The organism is Congregibacter brevis, assembly GCF_045689245.1.
GTDB lineage: Bacteria > Pseudomonadota > Gammaproteobacteria > Pseudomonadales > Halieaceae > Congregibacter > Congregibacter brevis.
The window spans coordinates 809298-829326 of the sequence record NZ_CP136865.1 but is presented as its reverse complement, the minus strand read 5'-3'; the positions used below and the strand labels follow the sequence as shown (position 1 = coordinate 829326).

Here is a 20029-nt window from a genome sequence, read left to right as displayed (position 1 = left end):
GCGGTGCTGCCGCCGCTGCTGGCAGCGTAATGAGAGAGTGATACTCCAATGAATCCCCAGCTTAAATTTGCACTGCTCATTTACATTACCAATATTGTAGTTCTGCTGGTTATCGGATTGTTGTTTGAGTTCCGACCTGAATTTTTCCCTTTTCACTCCGATGTAATCGAGACGTCCTGGAAAGATGTTGAGCTGAAATATCAGATACTGTACTTGGGTATGATGCGCACAGAGGGCGCTGGATATCTCGCTACAGCAACAGCGTTGACGATTTTGTTATGCATCCCATTCCTTAGATATGAAAAGTGGTCGTACTGGGCGATGACAACAATTGGCTTCGTGGAGCACTTCCCGACGCTCGCTGCCACCTACCATGTCTCCTCGATCACTGCTGCTTCTCCGCCATGGCTGCTTTCTTTCCTGTTGATATTGTCGCTGATGTTCGCTTGGTTCTTGGCGAATTCCGGCCATCGAAAACACACCTGTGAGAGCCAGGTCAGTAGTGCAAGCGCATAACGGAGTCAGGCACGCCAGTTTTGCTGGACACCAAACCTATGGTTTGCCGCCCATGCTGGCGAGGTGGTCCCGCCAGTTTAACTAACCCCATCAATGGCGCCCAATTTGCTTAACGAAACTCTGGAGGCGAAGGATGCGAAAACCATTTGTCTACGACGTTGGCGGTGTTCTAAGCGCTGACATTGCCGTACCTGAACATGAGCGTGAACTCGCGTTCTATTCGAAGGTCCTCACGACCGGTGCCGTCCCGCTGTGGCGCGATGATTTGCTGAACAACCTCGGCAGCCCCGTAATCGGCCTAGGGGCTCGCACTCCCGAATACGATACGTTGCCGCTGCAGTGGTTTCCCCACTTTCAGGTCGCAGATGTAGCCGCTAGCGCAGCGCGTGCGGTTGATTTAGGTGGCAAAGAAATCATGCATGGCAAAGACGCCCATGGCGAAAGCCTATGGGCTGTTATAGTTGATCCCGATGGTGCGGCGTTTGGGATCATTCCAGTTGTTCCTTGCAATTTTGAGTCCGCGCAACAGGATGTGCGGCAAGGTTGTATCTCGTGGCTTTCGCTCATTGTTCCAAACGCTTCGGCGAGTCGGGACTTTTATCAACAGGTGGTCGGATGGAAGGCCAAGTCCCTCGAAAAACAAAAGAGCGACGAGCTTGCCATGAAGTTTGAAATGCAGATTGACAACGAGACTATTGCTGCGGAGATCGTCCAGTGCAGTGGTGAGCAGATTAATATTCCATCTGTGTGGCTGATACACTTGCCGGTCGGTGATCTTGAGGAGAGTGTTCGTCGCGTCAATCAAGGCGGTGGCGAGGTCGTCAAGGAATTCGCCGAGCCAAAATACGCCATTGTTCGCGATCCGGTCGGGGTTCACTTGGCCCTGCAGGCGGGCAAGTAACAGGCAAGGGCACAACAATGCGTTTGACACGGAGCCGCCGATCGCGTCTTTTTTGAAGTCAATAAAGTGTCGGTGATTCTCAGGCCGTACCACACAGTGGTAGAGAATCCTATTTCACATAACAAAGCCTGGGAGGACTCCTTCGAAAGCAAAGCCCTCCCGGCATAGATCAGGGCCCGCCTAAAAACTCTGCCATGGCCGCATAACCACGCTCGGCAGTATCAATACAGTTCTGAGTGGACTCCTGAGACTTGCGCAGCTGGGTGAGCATACTGCTATCACGACTTGCGTAAAACGTCTCCCGCAAAGCAAGGTTCTCGCTATTACAGTTCGCCGTGGTGAACGCCGGCATCGTCGGTCGATAAAACTCGGGGATTTTTGCCGACAGCATGTCGAAGTACCCTTCAAGAGTTTGATAGAGGCCGCGTTGATTCGGCTGTGCATAGAACAAACCTGTGATCACCAGCGAAGTATCGCCAGACTGAATGTCGCCCTTCTCAAGAGACTGGAAAACAGTTTGTGCGGCTGCCGAGTCCCGAAAATACATCGCGAAGGCGAGGTTACTGCGCAGGTTGGAGTTATTAGTTTCGCGATACGCTGTGATATAGCGTTTGGCCATCGCCTCGTCGCCGTTGAATAGTGCAGCTATGCGCAGCGCTTCGTGGCCTAGCCGCGGATTCACGCTTTCTGGCTGTGTCAGGTATTGATCTGCCAGCTTTGTCATCTCGGCTACCAACTCAGGCTTATCGCCAAACTCGGCGAGGGTGCGCAGCACTCGCGGCCTTAGATCGCGCGCACTATCGCTATCATCCTCACGGGTTTGCGTGCCCAATCGTTCGTACCAGGGCGTCAATGCAGAAGTGATAAAGGCCCTAAGCTGCGGCTGTAGCTCACTGTGAAAGTACATGCCGGCGATGCCGCGCAGACCATTCACCGCGCTCAGGGCCAGCGTCATACTGTCATCGGCAAGCAGGCCACCCAGTAACTGCAAATGCTGATCGATGCCAATGATGTCGCCCTGTAACAGCTGGTTACTGTTAGCGAGTACCGCCGCCTTTTCGCGCGCGCTAAGCTCGTCCAGGTTCTCTAGAAGGGCCTGGTACCGCTGGTCGCCGGTGTGCCACACGTAGTAGCCATTGCCGCCCGCGCCGGGAAGAATCCACTCGGCTTTACTGTACTGGGGAAGAACCACGCTTTGATTACTCAAGGCAAAAACAGACTCGAGAATCTCGCCGGTGTCACGATCGCGATGACGGGTCCCTACGGGAATCTGCCATAGTTGCTCGGGGAGCTTCACACCAGGGTTATGGAAGCGAGTCTGGCTGACTACACCATCTTCGCCGAAGGTGATCAGCGGGAATCCTGCAAGCTCCAGATAAGAATCAGCGATGACATCCACAGCTACGGAAGTTTCCGTGGCCAGAGCAGTCCAGAGATCTGACGCCCGTGTGTTCGACCAACGGTGCTTACCCATGTAGGTTTGAATGGCACGCTGGAAGGCGTCTTCGCCCATGCTTTGCTCCAGCATGTTTAATATTGAGTGACCTTTGCTGTAGTTGAGTCCAAAACCATCGAGAACATCCTCGTCGGTCTTCACTTCTTTGCGTATGGGCAGCGACTGGGCTACGGAATCAGCACCGAAGGCGAGTGCCTGGGGTAGCTGCAGGTTCGTCTCGTACTGCGGATACATCTCGTCGACAATTTTATCGGCCATCCAGGTCGCAAATGCTTCGTTCAACCAGAGATCGTCCCACCACTCCATAGTCACTAGGTTGCCGTACCACATGTGTGCCAGTTCGTGAGCGATGGTGTTCACGCTGTTGGCCGCCGCCGAGCCAGAGGCGGTATCGCCACGTAACAGCAGCTCTGTACGGTAGGTAACGAGACCAACATTCTCCATCGCGCCAAAGCTAAAGTCGGGAACCGCCACAAAATCCAGTTTCTCGTAGGGAAGCTTGCTGCCGAAATAGTCTTCTAAAGCACTGAGGATTGGCGGAGTGACTGTGGCTGCAAAGCCCGTATCTCCGCCCGTGCCTTTAGGTGAGTAAATCACACCCGGAACCGACAATCCGTCGATGGGCGTGACGTCGAAGTCACCGACGATAAGGGCCAGAAGGTAGCTAGGCATAGGCGGAGTCTGCTTAAAGACTCGCGTGACCAGCTTGCCGTCCTTGGATTGCGACTCAACCGGCGTGTTCGAGGCAACCTTGAGGCCTTCCGGTGCTGTAATCGTCATCTGCCAGGGTATTTTGGAATCCGGCTCATCGATCATGGGCGTCGCACGGCGGGCTAAAGTTTGTTCGTATTGCGTGAACAGGTAGTCGCGACCAGCAAAGGTAGTCTTGTAAAGGCCCAGAGCATCGCGGGAATAGTCGCCGCTAAAAGCGATATCGAGCTTGTATCGGCCGGGTGCTATGGCGTTGCCGTCGCTCAACCACCACATCTCGTAATCACCAGATTCGTAAGCCAGCGTCCGCACTTTGCCATCAATGTCGGTGAGTCGCGGGGGAGTGACATCGAGACCTACCCAGTGCAGGCCAATACGATCTATGGGCTCATGCACAACCAAATCAAGAACGGTTGTCCCTGAAAATCCGTCACTGGACGGATCCAGAGTAAGAGCGATGGATTGCTCGCTCACCGCGTAGGATTTTGGCAGCCGATAGTCGACGTCCTGGGCAAAGATCAGGCTGCTGAAGTAAACGGACAGCATTGTAATGAGGAGCCTGGCAAGAGTTTGATACATGAGAGCGTACTTCTCTGTGTTTTTCTGAGGACCGAAGGATACGACAAAGTCGCGCCAAAGGCTGCGCCCAACTGGCATGTCACCCGAATTCTGCGCTAAGTTGCGGCCTCCGCTTGTGCCCTGGCTAACCTATGATGATACTTTGGCGCCTATGACCCGATGGATACTTGGTGACTTTAGTTTTGACGCAAACACGCGACTCGTGCGCGGCCGCCCAAGCGACCATCAAGACAGCGGACAAAACAACGATGTCCTGCTAGAGCCCAAGAGCGCTGCTTTACTTGCGTATTTTTGCGAACATCCCAATCGCAGCATTGGCAGAGACGAATTGCTGCGCACGGTTTGGAATGGGCAGATTGTCTCAGACAACTCAATAAACCGCGTTGTCGTACTATTGCGTAAAGCGCTGGGCGATGACGAAAAAGCTCGTCGGTACATCGCGACCGTCCCCAAAGTGGGCTACCGGATGATTGCAGATGTCTCAGCGATTGATTGCTCAGACACGCGATTTCCAACACAGCAGAGTTCTGAAAAGACCAGAGCATTGCTTTCCAAGGGGTTAATTGTGTGCGCTGGACTGGCGCTCGTTGCCCTGCTGATTTCACAGACACAAAGACCAGCCGGAATACGAGTTCAGCAGCCTCCATCGATTGCGCCACTTTCGCGCCTTGGGGCAACACAGTCTAATGCTGATTTGGCAGACGACGGTCAGGCCTTGCTGTACACCGCAAGCAACGGGGCTGAAAATACGGTCTATTATCGGTCGAGCGAAGCTGCTGACCCCATCCCAGTGAGCGAAGCCGGAGGAGATGCCGATTTTGCAAGGTGGGCCCACGGCAGCGAGTTTGCCGTGTATCAGTATCAGAACGCCAATCGATGCGAATTTCATCGCATCGATCGCAACGCGATGGGCATGCGCTCCGCACAAGTAATCTATAACTGCGTCGCGGGAAGTTATACCGAATTAACATTTTCACCAGACAACTCAACGCTTTACTTTGTAGAGCGCGCCAACAGCGCAGGGCCCTATGCGGTATTCGCCCTAGATCTCGAACGTGGCAGCAAGCGGCGTCTATCGCAACCAGTGGCGCAAGGTTATGGCAATCACTTTGTAGATGTGCACCCGCGCAGCGGTAAGCTGCTCCTTCTTGCGGATCATGCGCCTGGCAAAACCTCTGCGTATGAAATCGATACGTCGATCGATAGCTACACACTGCTCCAGCGCTTCGAGTATAGCTTGGACTCTGCAATCTGGAGCCATCGCGACGGCTTTGCGGTGCACCCCTCCCGACACCCCTCATACCAGTTATTGGAGACGTCCCTAGAAACAGGGAGCAGTGACGTCATCGTCTCGGATAGTCGCCGTATCAGCAGTCCGCGGCGTATAAGCAGCGGCGACCGCGACTATTTGTTTACCTCTTATCTGTATAACCGCGACATCGAAATTAACGGACGCACGGCTGCGCCCTTTAACTCGGCGGTGATGGATTACCTCCCGACGATATCCCACGACGGAAACCTATTGGCATTTATTTCGAAGCGTTCTGGCGACAGCCAGATCTGGATTCGAGACGCTCTCGACGGAAGCGTAACGGCAATCGCACCACCGGATGTTGGTCGTCGTTTTCTGGATCTCCGCTGGTCACCGGACGACCAACAGCTGCTGGCGAATACCAACTCCGGATTGCTGATTTACTCGATGTCCGAAGAAGCGTTTGTTCATAATATCAGCCTACGCTTACCTGCCCATGGAGCGCATTGGCATGACGCGGCGACCTTGGCTTTTAGCCACTTTGAAGACCAACAATGGCATGCGTACACCCATAAGCTAACATCGGCTCAAAACGAGCCATTGGATGAGCGCTGGGCGTTTTCCCTTAGCAACGACCAACAAACGCTGCTTTTTGATCAGGACTTTACTGTATACCGCAGCGGACGAGAACTTAGCGCTTTGCAAGCCTGTGCCGAGCCCCTATGGCGCAGCCAGCTCCGCTATCGCCTCGATGGAAAATCAATTTATTGCCACGCGGCGGACTCGATGCGTGACTTGCTGCGCTTTAGTGCCGACATGAGCGTCACGCGGTTGGAGGATGTGGTATCACGCTACGAGTTCTTCAGCGTCCGGGACAGCCAGATTGCTCGAACACAAGTGCGGAGCGCATACAGCGACATCATGCGCACACGCCGCTCTGACTAGCGGCGTACCGCGGTATGACACTCACTGTGTGTTGGTTACGCGGCCCCAGGCCACACTGGAGATCCGCCAACCCTCAGCCAGTTTGAACAGCACAAGATTCTTCACATAGGTATTGCGAGGCGCTTCGGGCTGATAGCGGTGCAGCGATGTCACTACTGCCATGTCATTGTAAATATCAATGTCCACTAAGTTATGAATAAGCGCATCTGCTCCCTTCCCCGAATCATTGTCAAGGACTGGCGTACCAAAGGCGTGCCCACCGTTCTCATCAATGCGATGGTAAATAACAGTGTCCGAAATACACTTTGAGGAGTTTTCCTTACCGCCATACAAGTCCCATTGATAAAAGCATTCCATAGCCGCCTTGATCGCTTCGCGGTCGCTTAGAGTCTGCGCTTGGGCCGTCGCAGCCAAAAGTGTCAGGCCAAGAATTACTGCGGTCACTTTATTCATGAGGTCTCCGATCTAACGTTGAATTGGAGGACCAAGCATGGGCGCAGGAGACCGAAGTCGTCGTTGAATTTTTGTGATTATTCATGATTCTTTGTGATGATGCCGGCATCAGTCGTGAAATGCATGCATCTTGGAGTCAAGAGCGTTAATTGGCTTGCACGACGGGAAGAATACTGAGGATTGGACCTTACCGAATTATTCCGCTTTTACAGATGCAGAAATCGATGCTGTAACGACCTGGATAGCAGACGGTGGCGAACGCATCGACTCCGTAGCGACGTTCACGGGTCAGGCCTTCCGAGTGGCAGACGACAGTGCAGAACGCAACTTTGCGCCGTTGCTCGTATTCGGTCCCTCGACCGAGTTGCTCTATCCTGATGAACCAGCTGTATTTACCAACAGCACAGAGCGCGTCGATATCGAGGACTGGTATCAGGGCGTTGCGATGTCCTTCAGCGAGGAGCGACGGCCCATGGGAATGAATTCGCCGGTCGCGAAACAAAACGCGCAGTTCGCCCTAAACACTATGCTCTGGCTGTCGAAGCTATTGGATTAGTCTTCAGCAAGTGCTGACCGCATCGCGTTGATCCCGATCTGTACGAAGCCTAGGCAGTAGTCCTAGGTAAGTACAGAAGCGGATCCTGAACGATCGTTACAGAAGAGGGACCCAGTGAAAAGGGCCCGTCCAGTGATACTCACGCCCCCCGATTCCAAGCTTATGGTTCTGGCCGGCCGACACTTCGCGGTGGGCAACGATGAGCAAAGACCTCTCTCCACCATGCCAGTGGATGCCTACAGCTTCGTAGGCTTGCGTGCTGAGAAGAACTTCAACGCGATCTACATCGCCGGGAACGTCGACCGCTGATTCAGATACGGGGTCGTAGCCACCGTGAGACTGGATAGTCGAAGCGAAGACAGTTGGACCATCCGACTCTCTGTGAACAATCAGAGTGGGATCGCGCCGCAAATTAAAATCAGGGTCGTTCGCACCTAATCGTGCCAGAAACAGTCGGTCATCATTCTGAGTCGCGGTCGTAATGGTGTTGAAGCGCCCCACATCAAGCCAGGTAAATGTAGCCGAGGTTCCAATGTCCTCACCCACGGCTTCACGCCATAAGTGCTCATAACCGTGTCCATCGCCGAGGACGCGAAGCTCGTTATCCTGCGTGAAGCTGAAGTTCGTGTGAATTACTTGACCGAGGTAGTGAAACGGTAGGTCGTAAGTGCGAGGGCTATCACTCGTCACGCGTAAGACGTCGAGGACGACAGGGTTTTCCTGGGGAGAGCGAAGCATGGCCACCGTTCGCTGCATGACACTTCCCGCATAGGCATTCTCTTCGCGTGCGCTAACAATCTGAAAGCTATCGTCTCCGATATCACTGAACAGCAGGTCCGAATGATTGCGACTCGACGCGTCATACTCTCCACCAAACTGAGTCTGACCATCAACAACCAGCGTGTTAGCAGCGACCGTTTGCTTTGCCCACGATTTGTTTTCAGGCAGGTAATTACCCCCACCCTTTTGTTCAATATTGACGAACCTGACAAGGCCGTAGTCCTGCAGTACTTCGCGACCAGCGTCGTGAACCGCGATCGCCAGTTTATCGAAATGCCCGTGACTCAAACCGTGAGCACTAAACTTGAATACGGTCTCCAGGCCGGCATCGGGATCACGAAGCACAGCGATCCCACCCTGCTCCCCGCGAGGGCCATCACGCAAAATCACAGACCGCTTTAAGAACGGTTTCGCATGCCCTTCCTCTATAGCCAACGCCACGGCCATGCCGCTTTGGTCGAGGGCAACCTGCCCTTGCTCACTCGCCACGGAAAGAAGTGCGGGATCCTGCTCGCCATACAGGTACGCAGCGTCTACTGCGGTAACGAGACTGCTATTGATTATAGACATCCCTTTTTGGGCATCATTGATGGGGAAGAACTCACCCTGGGAATCCGCGAGATTCAGCAGCGCATAGGTGGCCTTCACCAGCACGGTGTCTTTTTGCTGCAGCACCAGTTTGTCCGGATAGGCGTTCTCCATGGCGATTGAGAACGCGAGAAATGGATACATGGCGTAACGCTGATAGTACGGACCTTCCGTGTAATAACCGTCCGGCGAGAAAGGCGCATCCAGGTTGGCCAGGAATCCCCGACCCTGCCCATCTGTGCTAATCAGCCCACCATCGTTATCACGGGCGTTGACATCGACGCTAGCCTCAAAGCCATAAAGAGCACGATCAATCAGCACTTCATCGCCCATGACGACACCAATCATGCCAACCGCTGCGCTACCCCATGCGCTGTGGTTATGGACTCGGTTATAAAACTGCGGGTTGTCGAGAGAAATGAAGTCCGCGAAGGGCCGAAACAGATCCCGCTCCAACAGCTCACGGTCTTCAACACTCAGGAATTCGTAGACAGCGTCATACGCCTGAGCCATGTAAAGCAGCCAGTTAGCATCATTAAGGCACTGCCAGAACAGGCGACCTCGCGCGTAGGAGCGCTCCTTAGGATGGAGCGGCAGCGTCGGATACAGCGCGGCATACTCCAGGAGCATGTCCCGAACGTAGTTGCCGTAGCGAGGCTCATCAAGAATCTGATAGAGAAGCGCTGCCTTCTGGGCGACGAAGAAATTACGCTTGTGCCGCTCATGCGTGTAACCGCCGGAAAAATCCTGCGGGACGGGTACGTCAATGCCAAGGGCGATCTCCTGATCCACATCCTCCCTTGCGCTACGAAGGCTGTCATCGAAGAGCGGCGCCTTCCCGAGGTTCGCCCGGATCGACTCAACCCCGTCGCGTGTAAGAAGCAGCCCCGGGTGCTCGATGGCAAATCCCGCGAGAGGACTTAACGAGGCTGCCACAAGAAGCCAGGAAGCAAGACGCTTGAACAAATCTCTCAAATTAATGCTCCTGGGAAGTGGCAGCTCGTATCACCCTTAGATCAATCGATGATTCAATACTTAGGAGAACAAAAGCCCACCGTTGGTATCGAGGTTAACGCCCGTCAGGAACGATGACTCTGCAGACAGCAGGTACGCCGTGATGTCTGCGATCTCTGAAGGATGACCTTCACGTCGCAGCGGCGTAGATGCTGCGATGTTTTTGCGAACTTCATCTTTGCTAAAAGTGTCGTGGAACGTGGTGCTGATCACGCCGGGACAAAGCGCATTAACGCGAATGTTCTGGGGGCCGAGCTCCTTCGCCATTGATCGGGTAAAAGTCATGATCGCGCCCTTCGATGCAGCATAAGCCGAAGCACCAGGACCTCCACCATCTCTGCCTGCCTGCGACGCCAGATTGACGATCGCCGAACCATCACCCATGTGCGGTACGCAAGCCTTAGTTAGCATGAACGTTGAATTCACGTTGAGTCGCAGCACCTGGGAGAAAAAATCATCGTCCATCTCCGACAAGGTTTTGCGCGCAACAAGTCCGCCCGTCACGTTAACCAGTCCATCGATGCGATCACCGAAGGCCTCTACGCCCGCAGCAACGAGGCTGGCGACGTCGGCGGCGCTTGTCATATCGCCCTGAAGAAAAACACATTCACCGCCCGCGGCCCGAACATCTTCCTCAGTCTGTTTCGCCTGCTCAGTGGAGCCGTGGTAGTTGACTACCACTTTCGCACCTTCACGCGATAACTTGAGCACGACCTCGCGGCCGATATCCCGCGCCCCACCAGAGACCACAATCACTTTGTTTTCTAACTTCATTAGTACTTCCTCAATGGTATTCAAGGGATGCGACACCCGTGCCGAGCATCCCGTTGGTTATGGATTAAATGTTAGTGCGCTGGGCCATTTACAGGCTGAAGAGGCTCAATCTTCGGACAAAGCACCCAGACGCTGGCCATAGCGACTACAGCCAGAACCGCGCCAATAACGAAGGCAGGCGTGTAATTGCCTCCGGCAGTGAGCCAGGGCACCAGCGCGGTGAGCCCCGCAGCTGCGAGCTTGGCGGCCATGCCGGCAAGCCCCGCGAGGGATCCCACGGAGCCTTTCCCAAGGAGATCGCTCGGCAGCGTCTGCACGTTACCAATCGCCGTCTGGAAGCCGAAAAGGATCACCGCCATGAGCAACACCGCGCCCACAGGACTCCCGGGGTTTGCCATAGCAAGCAGCGACGGCAGCATGATCAGACAGCCCAGGGAAATCGTAAGTTTGCGGGAGCGATCGACGCTCCACCCGCTGCTAATTCGGTTTCGCGCCAGTAGACCACCAAACCAGGCGCCAAACATGGCTCCCACGTACGGCACCCAACCATAGATCCCGATGGTCTTCACGTCCATTCCATAAACCTCCGAGAGGTAGATGGGGATCCAGAAAACGAAGAGCCACCAGATAGGATCAATCGCCGCTGACGCAATAATCACTCCCCAGCTTTCCTTGCGCTTCAGCAGTTCAACGGTGTTAGGTGTGTAGGCCTCTGCGTCGCTCTCGCCGCCCGGCTGGTCCACCTGCCCCTCGAGAATGAAAGCTCGCTCCTTCTCGGTGATAAAGGGGTGAGATCCTGGGGGCGCCTTCACAATGAGGAGCCACGGCACCAGCCAAAATAGTCCAACAGCACCTACGAGGAGAAAAATCGACTGCCAGCTAAGGTGAATGGAAAGATAGGCAATGAGTGGGATGGAAATAATCCCCCCTATCGCCGCGCCTGAGTTAAATAAGCCCTGCGCTAGTGCGCGTTCAACGGATGGGAACCACTCTGCATTGCCTTTTGCAGCACCGGGCCAGTTACCCGCCTCTGCTACACCCAGTATTCCACGGAACAGGCTGAAGGTGACCAGGCCTTTCGCGAATGCATGCATAGCGGTCGCAACGGACCAAATACCGATGGCGAACACAAATCCCATGCGCGTACCCACGCGGTCGAACACCCGGCCGAAAATTGCCTGGCCGAACGCGTAGGCGAACACGAAGATAACCGAGATCAAGGCATAGATCGCCTTGCGTTCGTCTTCGGTCTTGTCCGGATAAAGCTCAGCGGAGATCTGCGGCCAGAGAACATTCAGTGACTGCCTGTCGATGTAGTTGATGACCGTAGCGAGTGCGATCAAGCCGATAACCCACCAACGCAAGTTCCGTATTTTCATTTTTCTAGCTCCTGATTCGATCGCTCATTGTTCGCCAGCAACATAGGTGTTGCCCTGCAGCGAAACCGTTGGGGGACCTCCGGTTACGAGCTCGACCGCTGTCGGTTCGGGGGTGCGCTGGAAAGTGTTGTTCTGAATAAGGGTGACTGGCTCACCCACCGTATGCTCGACGGCAATCGACGCACTGTCTTCAAAGCGCGAGTCAGCAATCGTGGTGACCTGCACCCCGTGGAGGTAGACCGATGCCTTGACCTCGGAACGCTGACCGGTACCAACTCGATACAGCTCTGACCCCGTCAGAGTCAGATGGGGACCAAAAGTACTTTCGTCACGACCAAATCTGGCGAGACTGACTAAAGGCCCTTGAATATCTTCGAACTTGGAATCCCGGATCGTGACGTATTCAGCGCTGTAGATACCGAAACCGTCGTTTTCTCGGTCGAGTTTCAGTACCGATCCGCTGATCGCCTGAAACACCGAGTCGTTAATCTGTATGTGATCCGCTAGGGAGGATTTGTTCGCATTGAGGAAATGGAACGCCCGATTAACATTCAGATCCTTAAACTCTGAACCGTCTACGCGGATTTCATAGTTTGTCAGCACGCCGTAACGACTCGTGCGGATGACACTATTACCGGCATAGTCAGGAGCACTGCGGCCCGAGACAGTGACGCCGTCCAGCCATAGAGAGCCGCCGTCCTGAATCTCGAACAAAGTGGGACGCTCGTATTCAATCCATGCACCCTGGGGAGCACGGATCGTAATCGCCTTGTCCACGGCGAGCACTTTGCTTTCAAAGTACTCACCGGCGCTGAGTTCCAATGTATCGCCCTCTTCTGCATGCGGTATAGCGCTCGATAGCGCGTTATTTCCAGGGCTCACCTTGATGGTGCCACCGGAGCCAAAGCGCTCACCAAACTCGGGTTTGGGATACCATTCGACACCGGTCGCATTACGATTTAGAGGTTGCAGCGTTCTCGCGACGCCAACCTCTGCCAGCGCCGGGTCTGTGGCATAGTTCAAACCATTGGCGTCACGGCGCACCTCAAACGCCTCATTGGCAAAACCGTCGGTAAGCGTCGGGTCTTCGACCCCATTTATACGGTTGCCTTCAAAGGTGATTCCCCGAACATCGTCGTACACCGTGAAAGTATCGCGGTGGTCGCGGTGGTGTATCAGGTTGTTGGTGAAGGTGGTTCGCTGGGGCGTTGCTGAACGCTCTGCATCGCTGCCAGCGGCGAGCTGAATATGGTCGCTGTCGATCAGGGAGTTGCGCTCGATGATCGAGTCCTCGACGGGGTCATAGCGATTAATGGGACCGTTGGGCACCCCGTTCATCACCACCAAAGCCCCACCAAAGCGGTAACCCTTGAGACCTTCCATGTAATTGTTTCTAACGGTCTGACGCCGGTTAATGACTCGGATACCGCCCGTGTGATCAACGCCATTGCCGATGAAGACATTGTCTTCCACTAGATTGTCATTTCCGTGACGCAGTGTCAGTGTACCCCGAGACTCGTAAAACACGTTTCTTCGAAACACGTTGCCACCCGACTTATTGGAGACAATCTCCACTTCACCATCGCAGCGCTCAAAGTAGTTATCTTCGACAATGGTCTGAGACATTTCTCGGGAATAGTGGCTCGTTCCTATACGAAGCGTCTCTCCACCGTTGGAACCGAACACCGGGCGAGGCCCAAAGTAGTTGTGATCGATCCGGTGATGGTTTTGCAGGCTCTCAGCAGAATCCAACCGGACCGCCATAGTGACGCCCTTGTTGGTCTTTCCTTGTAGGTGGTTGTGGTCAAAGCGGTTGTGGCGGCCGTACATAGCGACCCAATAGTCGGGATCCTGACGATCCCGCTTATTAAATCGATCAATGACGACCTCGGTCACGCGACTGTGATTGGCGAGGTTCTCCTTGCCAATCCTGAAGGATACGACCGACCCTGAGGGCGAGTATCCATCACGAAAAACTAGACCCGTTACGAGAAGATACTCTCCTCCAAGCTGCAGGTTCGATTCACCGCTGAGAATTACCTCGCCGGGCGTTTCGGCTCGGAGGGTGATGGGACGCTCTGGCTTACCATTTCCTGAGAAGATTATTTCGAAATCGCGCCAGATGCCGCTTGCGAGAGTGATGACATCACCTGGCTGTGCAACCGACACCGCGCTGTGGAACTCACTCTGCGTACGCACAAGTGTTTCACCGGCGGAGGCACTCACTGCGCACAGGAGCAGACAGAGCCCACCGAATACCGAACGAAGTCCCATCAGTGCGCCCGCATGGCGGTGAGGCAGCCCTGTCCCCGCTACGCCGACGAGCTGACTTTTAGGGAAACGATGGTTTTCACGGTAATTCACAACAAGGCCATTTCTTTTCATAGGATTATCCGGGCATGCTCGTAAGAGGTATCAAAGCCCCTCTTTCCTGAATGACGCGAGCGGCTAACCGGTTTCCCGCTCGAGCGGCATCGGCCAGGGACTCGCCATGCAGGTGCGCAGCAAGAAACGCCGCATTGAAACTGTCGCCCGCTCCTGTGGTGTCGAGCGGCTGAATAACTTCGTCGACCTGCGCGTGAGTCACCTCGCCCATCCCATCAATGAGCCAGGCGCCGTCGGGACCGTTCTTAACAACCACGGTATCGACACCATAAGAACGCCAGCGTTTGCCGTGAGCCAACGGCTCAGCGGCTCCAAATAGTGCGTCATCGTCTTCACTAGTGGGCATAACGATAGAGGCGACCTCCCCCACCTGCTCAAGATAACGACGCGCCTCATCGATGGAACTCCACCCGTAAGGACGGTAATTACCATCGAAGGCCACAGCGCCCTGACAGCGACGAGCGACACTTAACAGCCGTTCGCGATCAGCCCCGGACAAAATGGCCATGGAGATGCCGGAAAAGTAAAAGAGGTCTGACGACACCGCGGACTCGATAAGCGCGTCGGCATCATCAAGATCGAAGAATGCACGCGCCGCGGACGTATCGCGCCAGTAGACGAAGTAGCGTTCACCGGATTCATCGGTCCGAATGGCATACAGCCCCGGCATTCGAGAGGGGTGACGTCCTACACACGCCACAGAGATGCCTTCGTCTGCGAGTCGACCGAGCAGCGCGTCCGAATAAGCATCTGTGCCAAGCGCGGTGATAAAACTGACATCGTGACCGAGACGAGAGAGATAAACCGCGGTATTGAGCGTGTCTCCCGCAACCCCAAGCACCGATGGCCCGAGGACCTGTCCTGCCGTCTGGGAGGCGATCTCCAAAAGCGGCTCGCCGAACACGCTGACCTTAGCCACGTCTAACTATCCTCACAAATACAGCACGGGAAGCAACGCCAGAATCGAGAGATTTCGAGTTCTGTCGGATCACGCACAACGACTGGTTGAAGTTGCTCAATTGAGTAGCCCTGGAAGCCAGAGGGAAAGACCTGGTATGTAGATCACTGCGATTAGCGCGAACAATAACGCACCGTAAAAAGGCCAGATGGTCTTTACCGTTTGTTCTATTGGAATCTTCCCGATCGCGCAGCCCACAAAGAGCACCGCTCCAACGGGCGGGGTCACCAGACCAATACCGAGGTTCAGGAGCAGCATGGTCCCGAAATGCACGGGATCCATACCCAGATCGGTCGCCATGGGCAGGAAAATTGGCGTCGTAATGATGATCAGGGGCGCCATATCCATAAAGGTACCAAGAAGCAGCAACACCAGATTAATCAGCAGCAAAAGCAGCAACGGGTTTTCCGTAATCCCACGAAGGAGATCCGCCAGCTGCGCAGGCGCCTGCAGGAGTGCAAGCAGCCAGCCAAAAGCGCCTGCGGCACCAATGATGATCATCACCATCGCCGTGGTTCGCACAGACGCGGTCGTTGCTGCGAAAAAGCGCTCCCAGGTGAGAGAGCGGTAAACGAAGAGCGCGACAACGATGGTATACACCACCGCGATCCCGGCAGACTCTGTGGGTGTGAACACGCCGGACAGAACACCAACGACCACGATGCCGGCGGATAGCAATCCTGGGATAGCGCCAGCAAATGAAATTGCAAAGGCCCTCCAACCGGGGAACTCGCCTTTCGGATAATTTCTTTTGCGGGCCACAAGATAGGCCGAAAACATCAGGAGCAGGCCTGTAAGCACACCGGGCACAATACCCGCGAGGAACAGATCGGCTAGCGAGATACTCACACCCGCTGCCGCAGCGTAGATGATCATATTGTGGGACGGTGGAATAAGCAGCCCCGTCACCGCCGACGTCGCCGAAACATTCACCACATAATCCGGGTCATAGCCCTTTTCGCGCATCATTGGGCCAAGCGTTGAGCCGATGGCAGACACACTGGCGATGGCCGATCCCGACACCGCACCAAACATCATGGAAGCACCGACACCCACCTGGCCTAATCCACCGCGGCGCTGCCCAAGGGCCGCATCGGCAACACGAATCAAACGCTCGGCAATTCCCGCTCGGTGCATTAGATCGCCCGCAAAGACAAAAAACGGGATCGCCATGAGTGCAAAGATATTCATACTTGCGGCCATGCGCTGAAATGCAACGATCAAGGGGATATCGAGAACATAGAAAGTCAGGAGTGATGCAGTCCCCAACGCGAACGCCACTGGCAAACCCATCACCAGAAGCAGGAGCAGAACTCCGATGAGTAGCGCTAGTTCCATAGGGGCCCCACTTCCTTTGAGCGCAGGTCAGCGAGCAACTGCTCCGCCGAAAACCCGACAATTAGCACACCTGAAATAGAGATGGGGATATAAGCTAGTCCCCGGGACACACCCAGCGTCGGTATGACGTGCTCCCACGTCGCCCCGGCCAGTTGAGCACCAAACACTGCCATAGCAATCCCGAACAGAAGAACGAGTAAATGGGTCAGAAATCGCACCCACCGCTGTAGCCCCTCTGGCAGGGAATTAGCTATCACCGCGATTCGGATGTGGAAGCCCTCTCTCACCCCAGCTGCGGCCGCAATAAACACGTACCAGATCATCAAGAGCAGCGCCGCCTGTTCAGCCCACACCGGGCTGCTGTTCAGTACGTACCGGGAAAACACCTGAACCACAATGATTGCCGTCATCAGAAGAAGACCGACACTAGCCACCCACTTGGAGAGCAGGCTGATTTTCCCGCTGAATTCTTCCGCCGCGTTAGCCACTCGCACCTCCAAACGCAGCTCGCGTCGAGGAGACATCGTTAACGATCGCCCGCATTTCCGGCGTGGTCACAAAGCGATCCCAGACCGGCGACATCCGCTCGGCAAACGCTGCTTGATCAACGTTCTCTACAATACTTACGCCGTGATCGAGGACACGCTGCCGCGATTTCGCCACTCGTGTATCCCACAGCTCCCGCATGATCGGCACTGACTCGGTAGCCGCTGACTGCAGGTAGCCCTGCTCTTCTGCCGTCATCTTGTCCCAGCTCCGACGTGATGCCACCAGCACTTCAGGCGCCATTACGTGACGTGTCAGGCTGTAGTGACCGGCCGCCTCAAAGTGCCGGGTACCCTCATAAGAGGGGTAGTTGTTTTCAGCCCCATCTACCACGCCCTGAATGAGCGCCTGATACACCTCCCCGAAGGGAATGGGTGTGGGGTTCGCCCCCAGAGCTTCGACCATCGCCACATAGATGTCCGAATTGGTCACGCGAATCTTCATCCCGGCCATGTCCTCGGGAGAGCGAATCTCACGCTGGGTGTTGTAGAAGGATCTGGCCCCGGAATCGTAGAAGCACATACCCCGAAGGCCATACGGCATCATGGCATCGAGGATACGTCGCCCCGTCTGACCATCGAAGGTCGCCCGGGCATGTTCAATGGATGCGAAAAGGAACGGCAGGGCGAGCACCGAGGTAATTGGCACCACAGATGTAAGCGGCCCGAGATTGACCCGCGTCAGATCAAGACCGCCGAAGACGGCGATTTCGAGTGTGTCTTTCTCGGCGCCTAACTGACCACCTGGATAAACGCGCACACGCATCTCACCATTGGTACGCTCATTGAGTAGGCGATCAATAGCAAACAGCCCTTGGGTCGTCGGGTAGCTATCGGGCTGCGAGTCCGCGGCAAATAGGGGCCGCGCGCCCTTGCGCTCAGCACATGCAGAGAGCAATAGCGGGGCCAGCAACAGACTCCGTCGGCGGATCATCGACCCATCCATCCCCCGTCAACGGGGATGAGAGTGCCATGCACATAATCCGAAGCGCGCGAGGCAAGGAAAACCGCTGCGCCGCCTAGATCATCGGGATCTCCCCAGCGTCCAGCAGGAATTCGCTCCAGAATCTGGCGATTACGTTGCTCATCAGCCTGAAGGGCCGCCGTGTTATTGGTGGCGAAGTACCCCGGAACGATGGCGTTCACATTTATGCCCATGGACGCCCACTCGTTAGCCAGCAATCGAGTCAGACCCGCCAAGCCGCTTTTGCTCGCTGTGTATGACGCGACGCGAATACCGCCCTGTAGTGACAGCAAAGACGCGATATTAATAATTTTGCCGGGACGCTTGCCCGCAGCCATTGATCGGGCCGCAGCCTGCGCCAAAAAGAACGGCACCTTGAGGTTGGTTGCCATCACGTCATCCCAGTCAGATTCCGAGAACTCGAGGGCATCCTCACGTCGGATTATCCCTGCATTGTTTACCAGGATGTCGACGGGGCCTAGTGCCGACTCTGACTTTGCAATGACCTCCGAGGCCACTTCGCCGCGGCTTAGGTCGGCCATGACAACGGCCGCCTCGCCACCTACGTGTTCGATCCTGGCGACCGTTTCGTCAGGCGCTGAACGCCCTACGAGGGCGGTGCGAGCTCCGGCCTTCGCCAACGCGACCGCAATCGCCTGACCCAACCCCGTATTGGCACCAGTTACAACAGCGGTTTTACCGCTCAGATCAAACGGCTGATCCATCAATCCACTCCCGGGTTTCGTCTCGCGAAAACGTGCTCCGCGATTAACTCGCTATTTCAGGCCCAGACTAATCCCGCTCTACAACAGAGGAGTTCAGTGACTGGGACGACGCGTCGAATCTCGCTCGACTAGTTCTGGTATTGTTTCGTTCTCGGCGACGATCTCCCGATCACCGTCATAAAACTCAAAGAGCCGCTCTGCGGCGAGCCGACCAATCTTTCGTGCCGGTGTTCTAGCGGTCGTCAGCCTTGGCCACACGCGGGTCGCCGTCTCGAAGTCATCAAAGCCAACCACCGAGAGCGAGTCTGGCGGCGTACGTCCGGCCACATGTAACGCCTGCAGAATGCCTGCTGCCATTTCATCGTTTGCCGCAAACACCGCCGTAGGCGGTGGATCCAAGTCGAGCAGGTCCGCACCCAACGCAAGCCCGGATTCGAAAGTGTAATCACCACCGAGCATGTACTCAGGAAGCACGCTCAAACCGTGCTCAGCCAGCCCTTCCTCGAAACCGGCTATGCGCTCGGTGGAAGATCGGAAGCTTCGTCGACCGGTCACACAGGCGATGCGGGTATGGCCGAGCTTGGCGAGATGCCGAGCAGCAGCCTTACCGCCCTCACGATCGTTGGTGACGATCATCCGGCTTTCCATGTCCAGCGCGATGGATGCGATCCGAATATAGGCACAACCAAGCTCCCTCAATTCTTCAGCCAGCCGCTCGTCTTCCGAGACCGACGGCGTCAAGATCACGCCGTAAAGCTTTTGCACTTCGATGAATCGCTTGGCGTCCTCCAAAAACGAATCACTCTTTCGATCACAGGGATGAACCACCAATTCGTAGCCTGTCTGACGCAACACATCGAGAATGCCGTGCTGAATGTTGACTACGTACTGGGGCGTCGGGTTGTCCGTAATCAGCCCCACCAAAAAGGACCTTTTTGAAGCGAGCCCCCGCGCTTGAGGATCAGGGCGATAGCCAATCTCCCGAATGAGCTGCTGAATCCCTCTGCGCGTGACTTCGTTGACCGACGGCGAATCATTAATGATCCGCGAGATGGTCTTTTTGGAGACGCCTGCAAGATGAGCAACGTCCTGCATGGTGGGTTTACGCCCACTAGAGTTACTTTCGGCCCATCGCTTTGCCGCCGCGGCATAATCCACTTCCGGCTTTCTATTACTGCGCGCCACGCTGTTCTCCGCATATATAAATAAA

General features: G+C 55.3%; 16 protein-coding genes. 4 read left to right on the top strand and 12 right to left on the bottom strand.

The features are described 5' to 3' along the window. Nucleotides 1-48: 48 nt before the first annotated feature. Together R0137_RS03690 and R0137_RS03685 are read left to right on the top strand one after the other, a co-directional pair. Nucleotides 49-516 (top strand): hypothetical protein, encoded by a 468-nt coding sequence (locus R0137_RS03690; RefSeq protein ID WP_407328632.1) that lies wholly within the window; start codon nt 49-51, stop codon nt 514-516. Between the two features lie 133 nt (nt 517-649). Next, the gene (locus R0137_RS03685) at nt 650-1417 is read left to right on the top strand and encodes a VOC family protein (RefSeq protein ID WP_407328631.1); all 768 of its coding nucleotides are present in this window, start codon (nt 650-652) and stop codon (nt 1415-1417) included. A 169-nt stretch (nt 1418-1586) separates the two neighbouring features. Here the strand turns inward: R0137_RS03685 and R0137_RS03680 are convergent, their stop codons facing one another. Beyond that, the gene (locus tag R0137_RS03680; protein WP_407328630.1) at nt 1587-4241 is read right to left on the bottom strand and encodes a M1 family metallopeptidase; all 2655 of its coding nucleotides are present in this window, start codon (nt 4239-4241) and stop codon (nt 1587-1589) included. 73 nt (nt 4242-4314) lie between these two features. On the opposite strand from R0137_RS03680, the gene R0137_RS03675 reads away from it, so the two are divergent. Beyond that, a complete protein-coding gene (locus tag R0137_RS03675) occupies nt 4315-6360 on the top strand; it encodes a winged helix-turn-helix domain-containing protein (protein WP_407328628.1) in 2046 nt (681 codons plus the stop codon). A gap of 21 nt (nt 6361-6381) precedes the next feature. Here R0137_RS03675 and R0137_RS03670 read toward each other — a convergent pair whose 3' ends face one another. Continuing rightward, a complete protein-coding gene (locus R0137_RS03670) occupies nt 6382-6813 on the bottom strand; it encodes a hypothetical protein (RefSeq protein ID WP_407328626.1) in 432 nt (143 codons plus the stop codon). 154 nt (nt 6814-6967) lie between these two features. Here R0137_RS03670 and R0137_RS03665 point away from each other — a divergent pair, with 154 nt between their 5' ends. Further along, the gene (locus R0137_RS03665) at nt 6968-7369 is read left to right on the top strand and encodes a hypothetical protein (RefSeq protein ID WP_407328624.1); all 402 of its coding nucleotides are present in this window, start codon (nt 6968-6970) and stop codon (nt 7367-7369) included. A 96-nt stretch (nt 7370-7465) separates the two neighbouring features. Here R0137_RS03665 and R0137_RS03660 read toward each other — a convergent pair whose 3' ends face one another. The 10 genes from R0137_RS03660 to R0137_RS03615 form a co-directional block, all read right to left on the bottom strand. Continuing rightward, nucleotides 7466-9712, bottom strand: a complete 2247-nt coding sequence (locus tag R0137_RS03660; protein WP_407328622.1) for a heparinase II/III family protein — start codon at nt 9710-9712, stop codon at nt 7466-7468. Between the two features lie 60 nt (nt 9713-9772). Further along, entirely contained in the window at nt 9773-10525 is a 753-nt protein-coding gene (locus R0137_RS03655; protein WP_407328620.1) for an SDR family NAD(P)-dependent oxidoreductase, read from the bottom strand. A 71-nt stretch (nt 10526-10596) separates the two neighbouring features. Then, complete coding sequence (locus R0137_RS03650; protein ID WP_407328618.1) at nt 10597-11904, bottom strand: MFS transporter; 1308 nt, start codon at nt 11902-11904, stop codon at nt 10597-10599. Nucleotides 11905-11928: 24 nt separating this feature from the next. Continuing rightward, the gene (locus tag R0137_RS03645; RefSeq protein WP_407328616.1) at nt 11929-14289 is read right to left on the bottom strand and encodes a polysaccharide lyase 6 family protein; all 2361 of its coding nucleotides are present in this window, start codon (nt 14287-14289) and stop codon (nt 11929-11931) included. A 4-nt stretch (nt 14290-14293) separates the two neighbouring features. Continuing rightward, a complete protein-coding gene (locus tag R0137_RS03640) occupies nt 14294-15208 on the bottom strand; it encodes a sugar kinase (protein WP_407328615.1) in 915 nt (304 codons plus the stop codon). A 96-nt stretch (nt 15209-15304) separates the two neighbouring features. Then, nucleotides 15305-16585: a TRAP transporter large permease gene (locus tag R0137_RS03635; protein WP_407328614.1), complete on the bottom strand. Its 1281-nt coding sequence runs from the start codon at nt 16583-16585 to the stop codon at nt 15305-15307. After that, a complete protein-coding gene (locus R0137_RS03630) occupies nt 16576-17073 on the bottom strand; it encodes a TRAP transporter small permease (protein ID WP_407328613.1) in 498 nt (165 codons plus the stop codon). The genes R0137_RS03635 and R0137_RS03630 overlap by 10 nt, the downstream gene beginning before the upstream one ends. Further along, on the bottom strand, nt 17066-18064 hold the full coding sequence (locus tag R0137_RS03625) for a TRAP transporter substrate-binding protein (RefSeq protein ID WP_407328611.1): 999 nt from the start codon (nt 18062-18064) through the stop codon (nt 17066-17068). Before R0137_RS03625 ends, R0137_RS03630 begins: the two co-directional genes overlap by 8 nt. Beyond that, nucleotides 18061-18819 carry a 2-dehydro-3-deoxy-D-gluconate 5-dehydrogenase KduD gene (gene kduD / locus R0137_RS03620; RefSeq protein WP_407328609.1) on the bottom strand — a complete coding sequence of 253 codons (759 nt, stop codon included), beginning with the start codon at nt 18817-18819 and terminating at the stop codon, nt 18061-18063. Before kduD ends, R0137_RS03625 begins: the two co-directional genes overlap by 4 nt. A gap of 93 nt (nt 18820-18912) precedes the next feature. Then, the gene (locus R0137_RS03615; RefSeq protein ID WP_407328608.1) at nt 18913-20004 is read right to left on the bottom strand and encodes a LacI family DNA-binding transcriptional regulator; all 1092 of its coding nucleotides are present in this window, start codon (nt 20002-20004) and stop codon (nt 18913-18915) included. Between the last annotated feature and the right edge of the window lie 25 nt (nt 20005-20029).

What these genes read in the sequence shown, in the direction of transcription:
- R0137_RS03670 (WP_407328626.1), bottom strand. Translation starts at nt 6,813, where the DNA reads ATGAATAAAGTGACCGCAGTAATTCTTGGCCTGACACTTTTGGCTGCG.
- R0137_RS03645 (WP_407328616.1), bottom strand. Translation starts at nt 14,289, where the DNA reads ATGAAAAGAAATGGCCTTGTTGTGAATTACCGTGAAAACCATCGTTTC.
- R0137_RS03635 (WP_407328614.1), bottom strand. Translation starts at nt 16,585, where the DNA reads ATGGAACTAGCGCTACTCATCGGAGTTCTGCTCCTGCTTCTGGTGATG.
- R0137_RS03690 (WP_407328632.1), top strand. Translation starts at nt 49, where the DNA reads ATGAATCCCCAGCTTAAATTTGCACTGCTCATTTACATTACCAATATT.
- R0137_RS03675 (WP_407328628.1), top strand. Translation starts at nt 4,315, where the DNA reads ATGACCCGATGGATACTTGGTGACTTTAGTTTTGACGCAAACACGCGA.
- R0137_RS03625 (WP_407328611.1), bottom strand. Translation starts at nt 18,064, where the DNA reads ATGATCCGCCGACGGAGTCTGTTGCTGGCCCCGCTATTGCTCTCTGCA.
- kduD (WP_407328609.1), bottom strand. Translation starts at nt 18,819, where the DNA reads ATGGATCAGCCGTTTGATCTGAGCGGTAAAACCGCTGTTGTAACTGGT.
- R0137_RS03655 (WP_407328620.1), bottom strand. Translation starts at nt 10,525, where the DNA reads ATGAAGTTAGAAAACAAAGTGATTGTGGTCTCTGGTGGGGCGCGGGAT.
- R0137_RS03685 (WP_407328631.1), top strand. Translation starts at nt 650, where the DNA reads ATGCGAAAACCATTTGTCTACGACGTTGGCGGTGTTCTAAGCGCTGAC.
- R0137_RS03650 (WP_407328618.1), bottom strand. Translation starts at nt 11,904, where the DNA reads ATGAAAATACGGAACTTGCGTTGGTGGGTTATCGGCTTGATCGCACTC.
- R0137_RS03680 (WP_407328630.1), bottom strand. Translation starts at nt 4,241, where the DNA reads ATGCCAGTTGGGCGCAGCCTTTGGCGCGACTTTGTCGTATCCTTCGGT.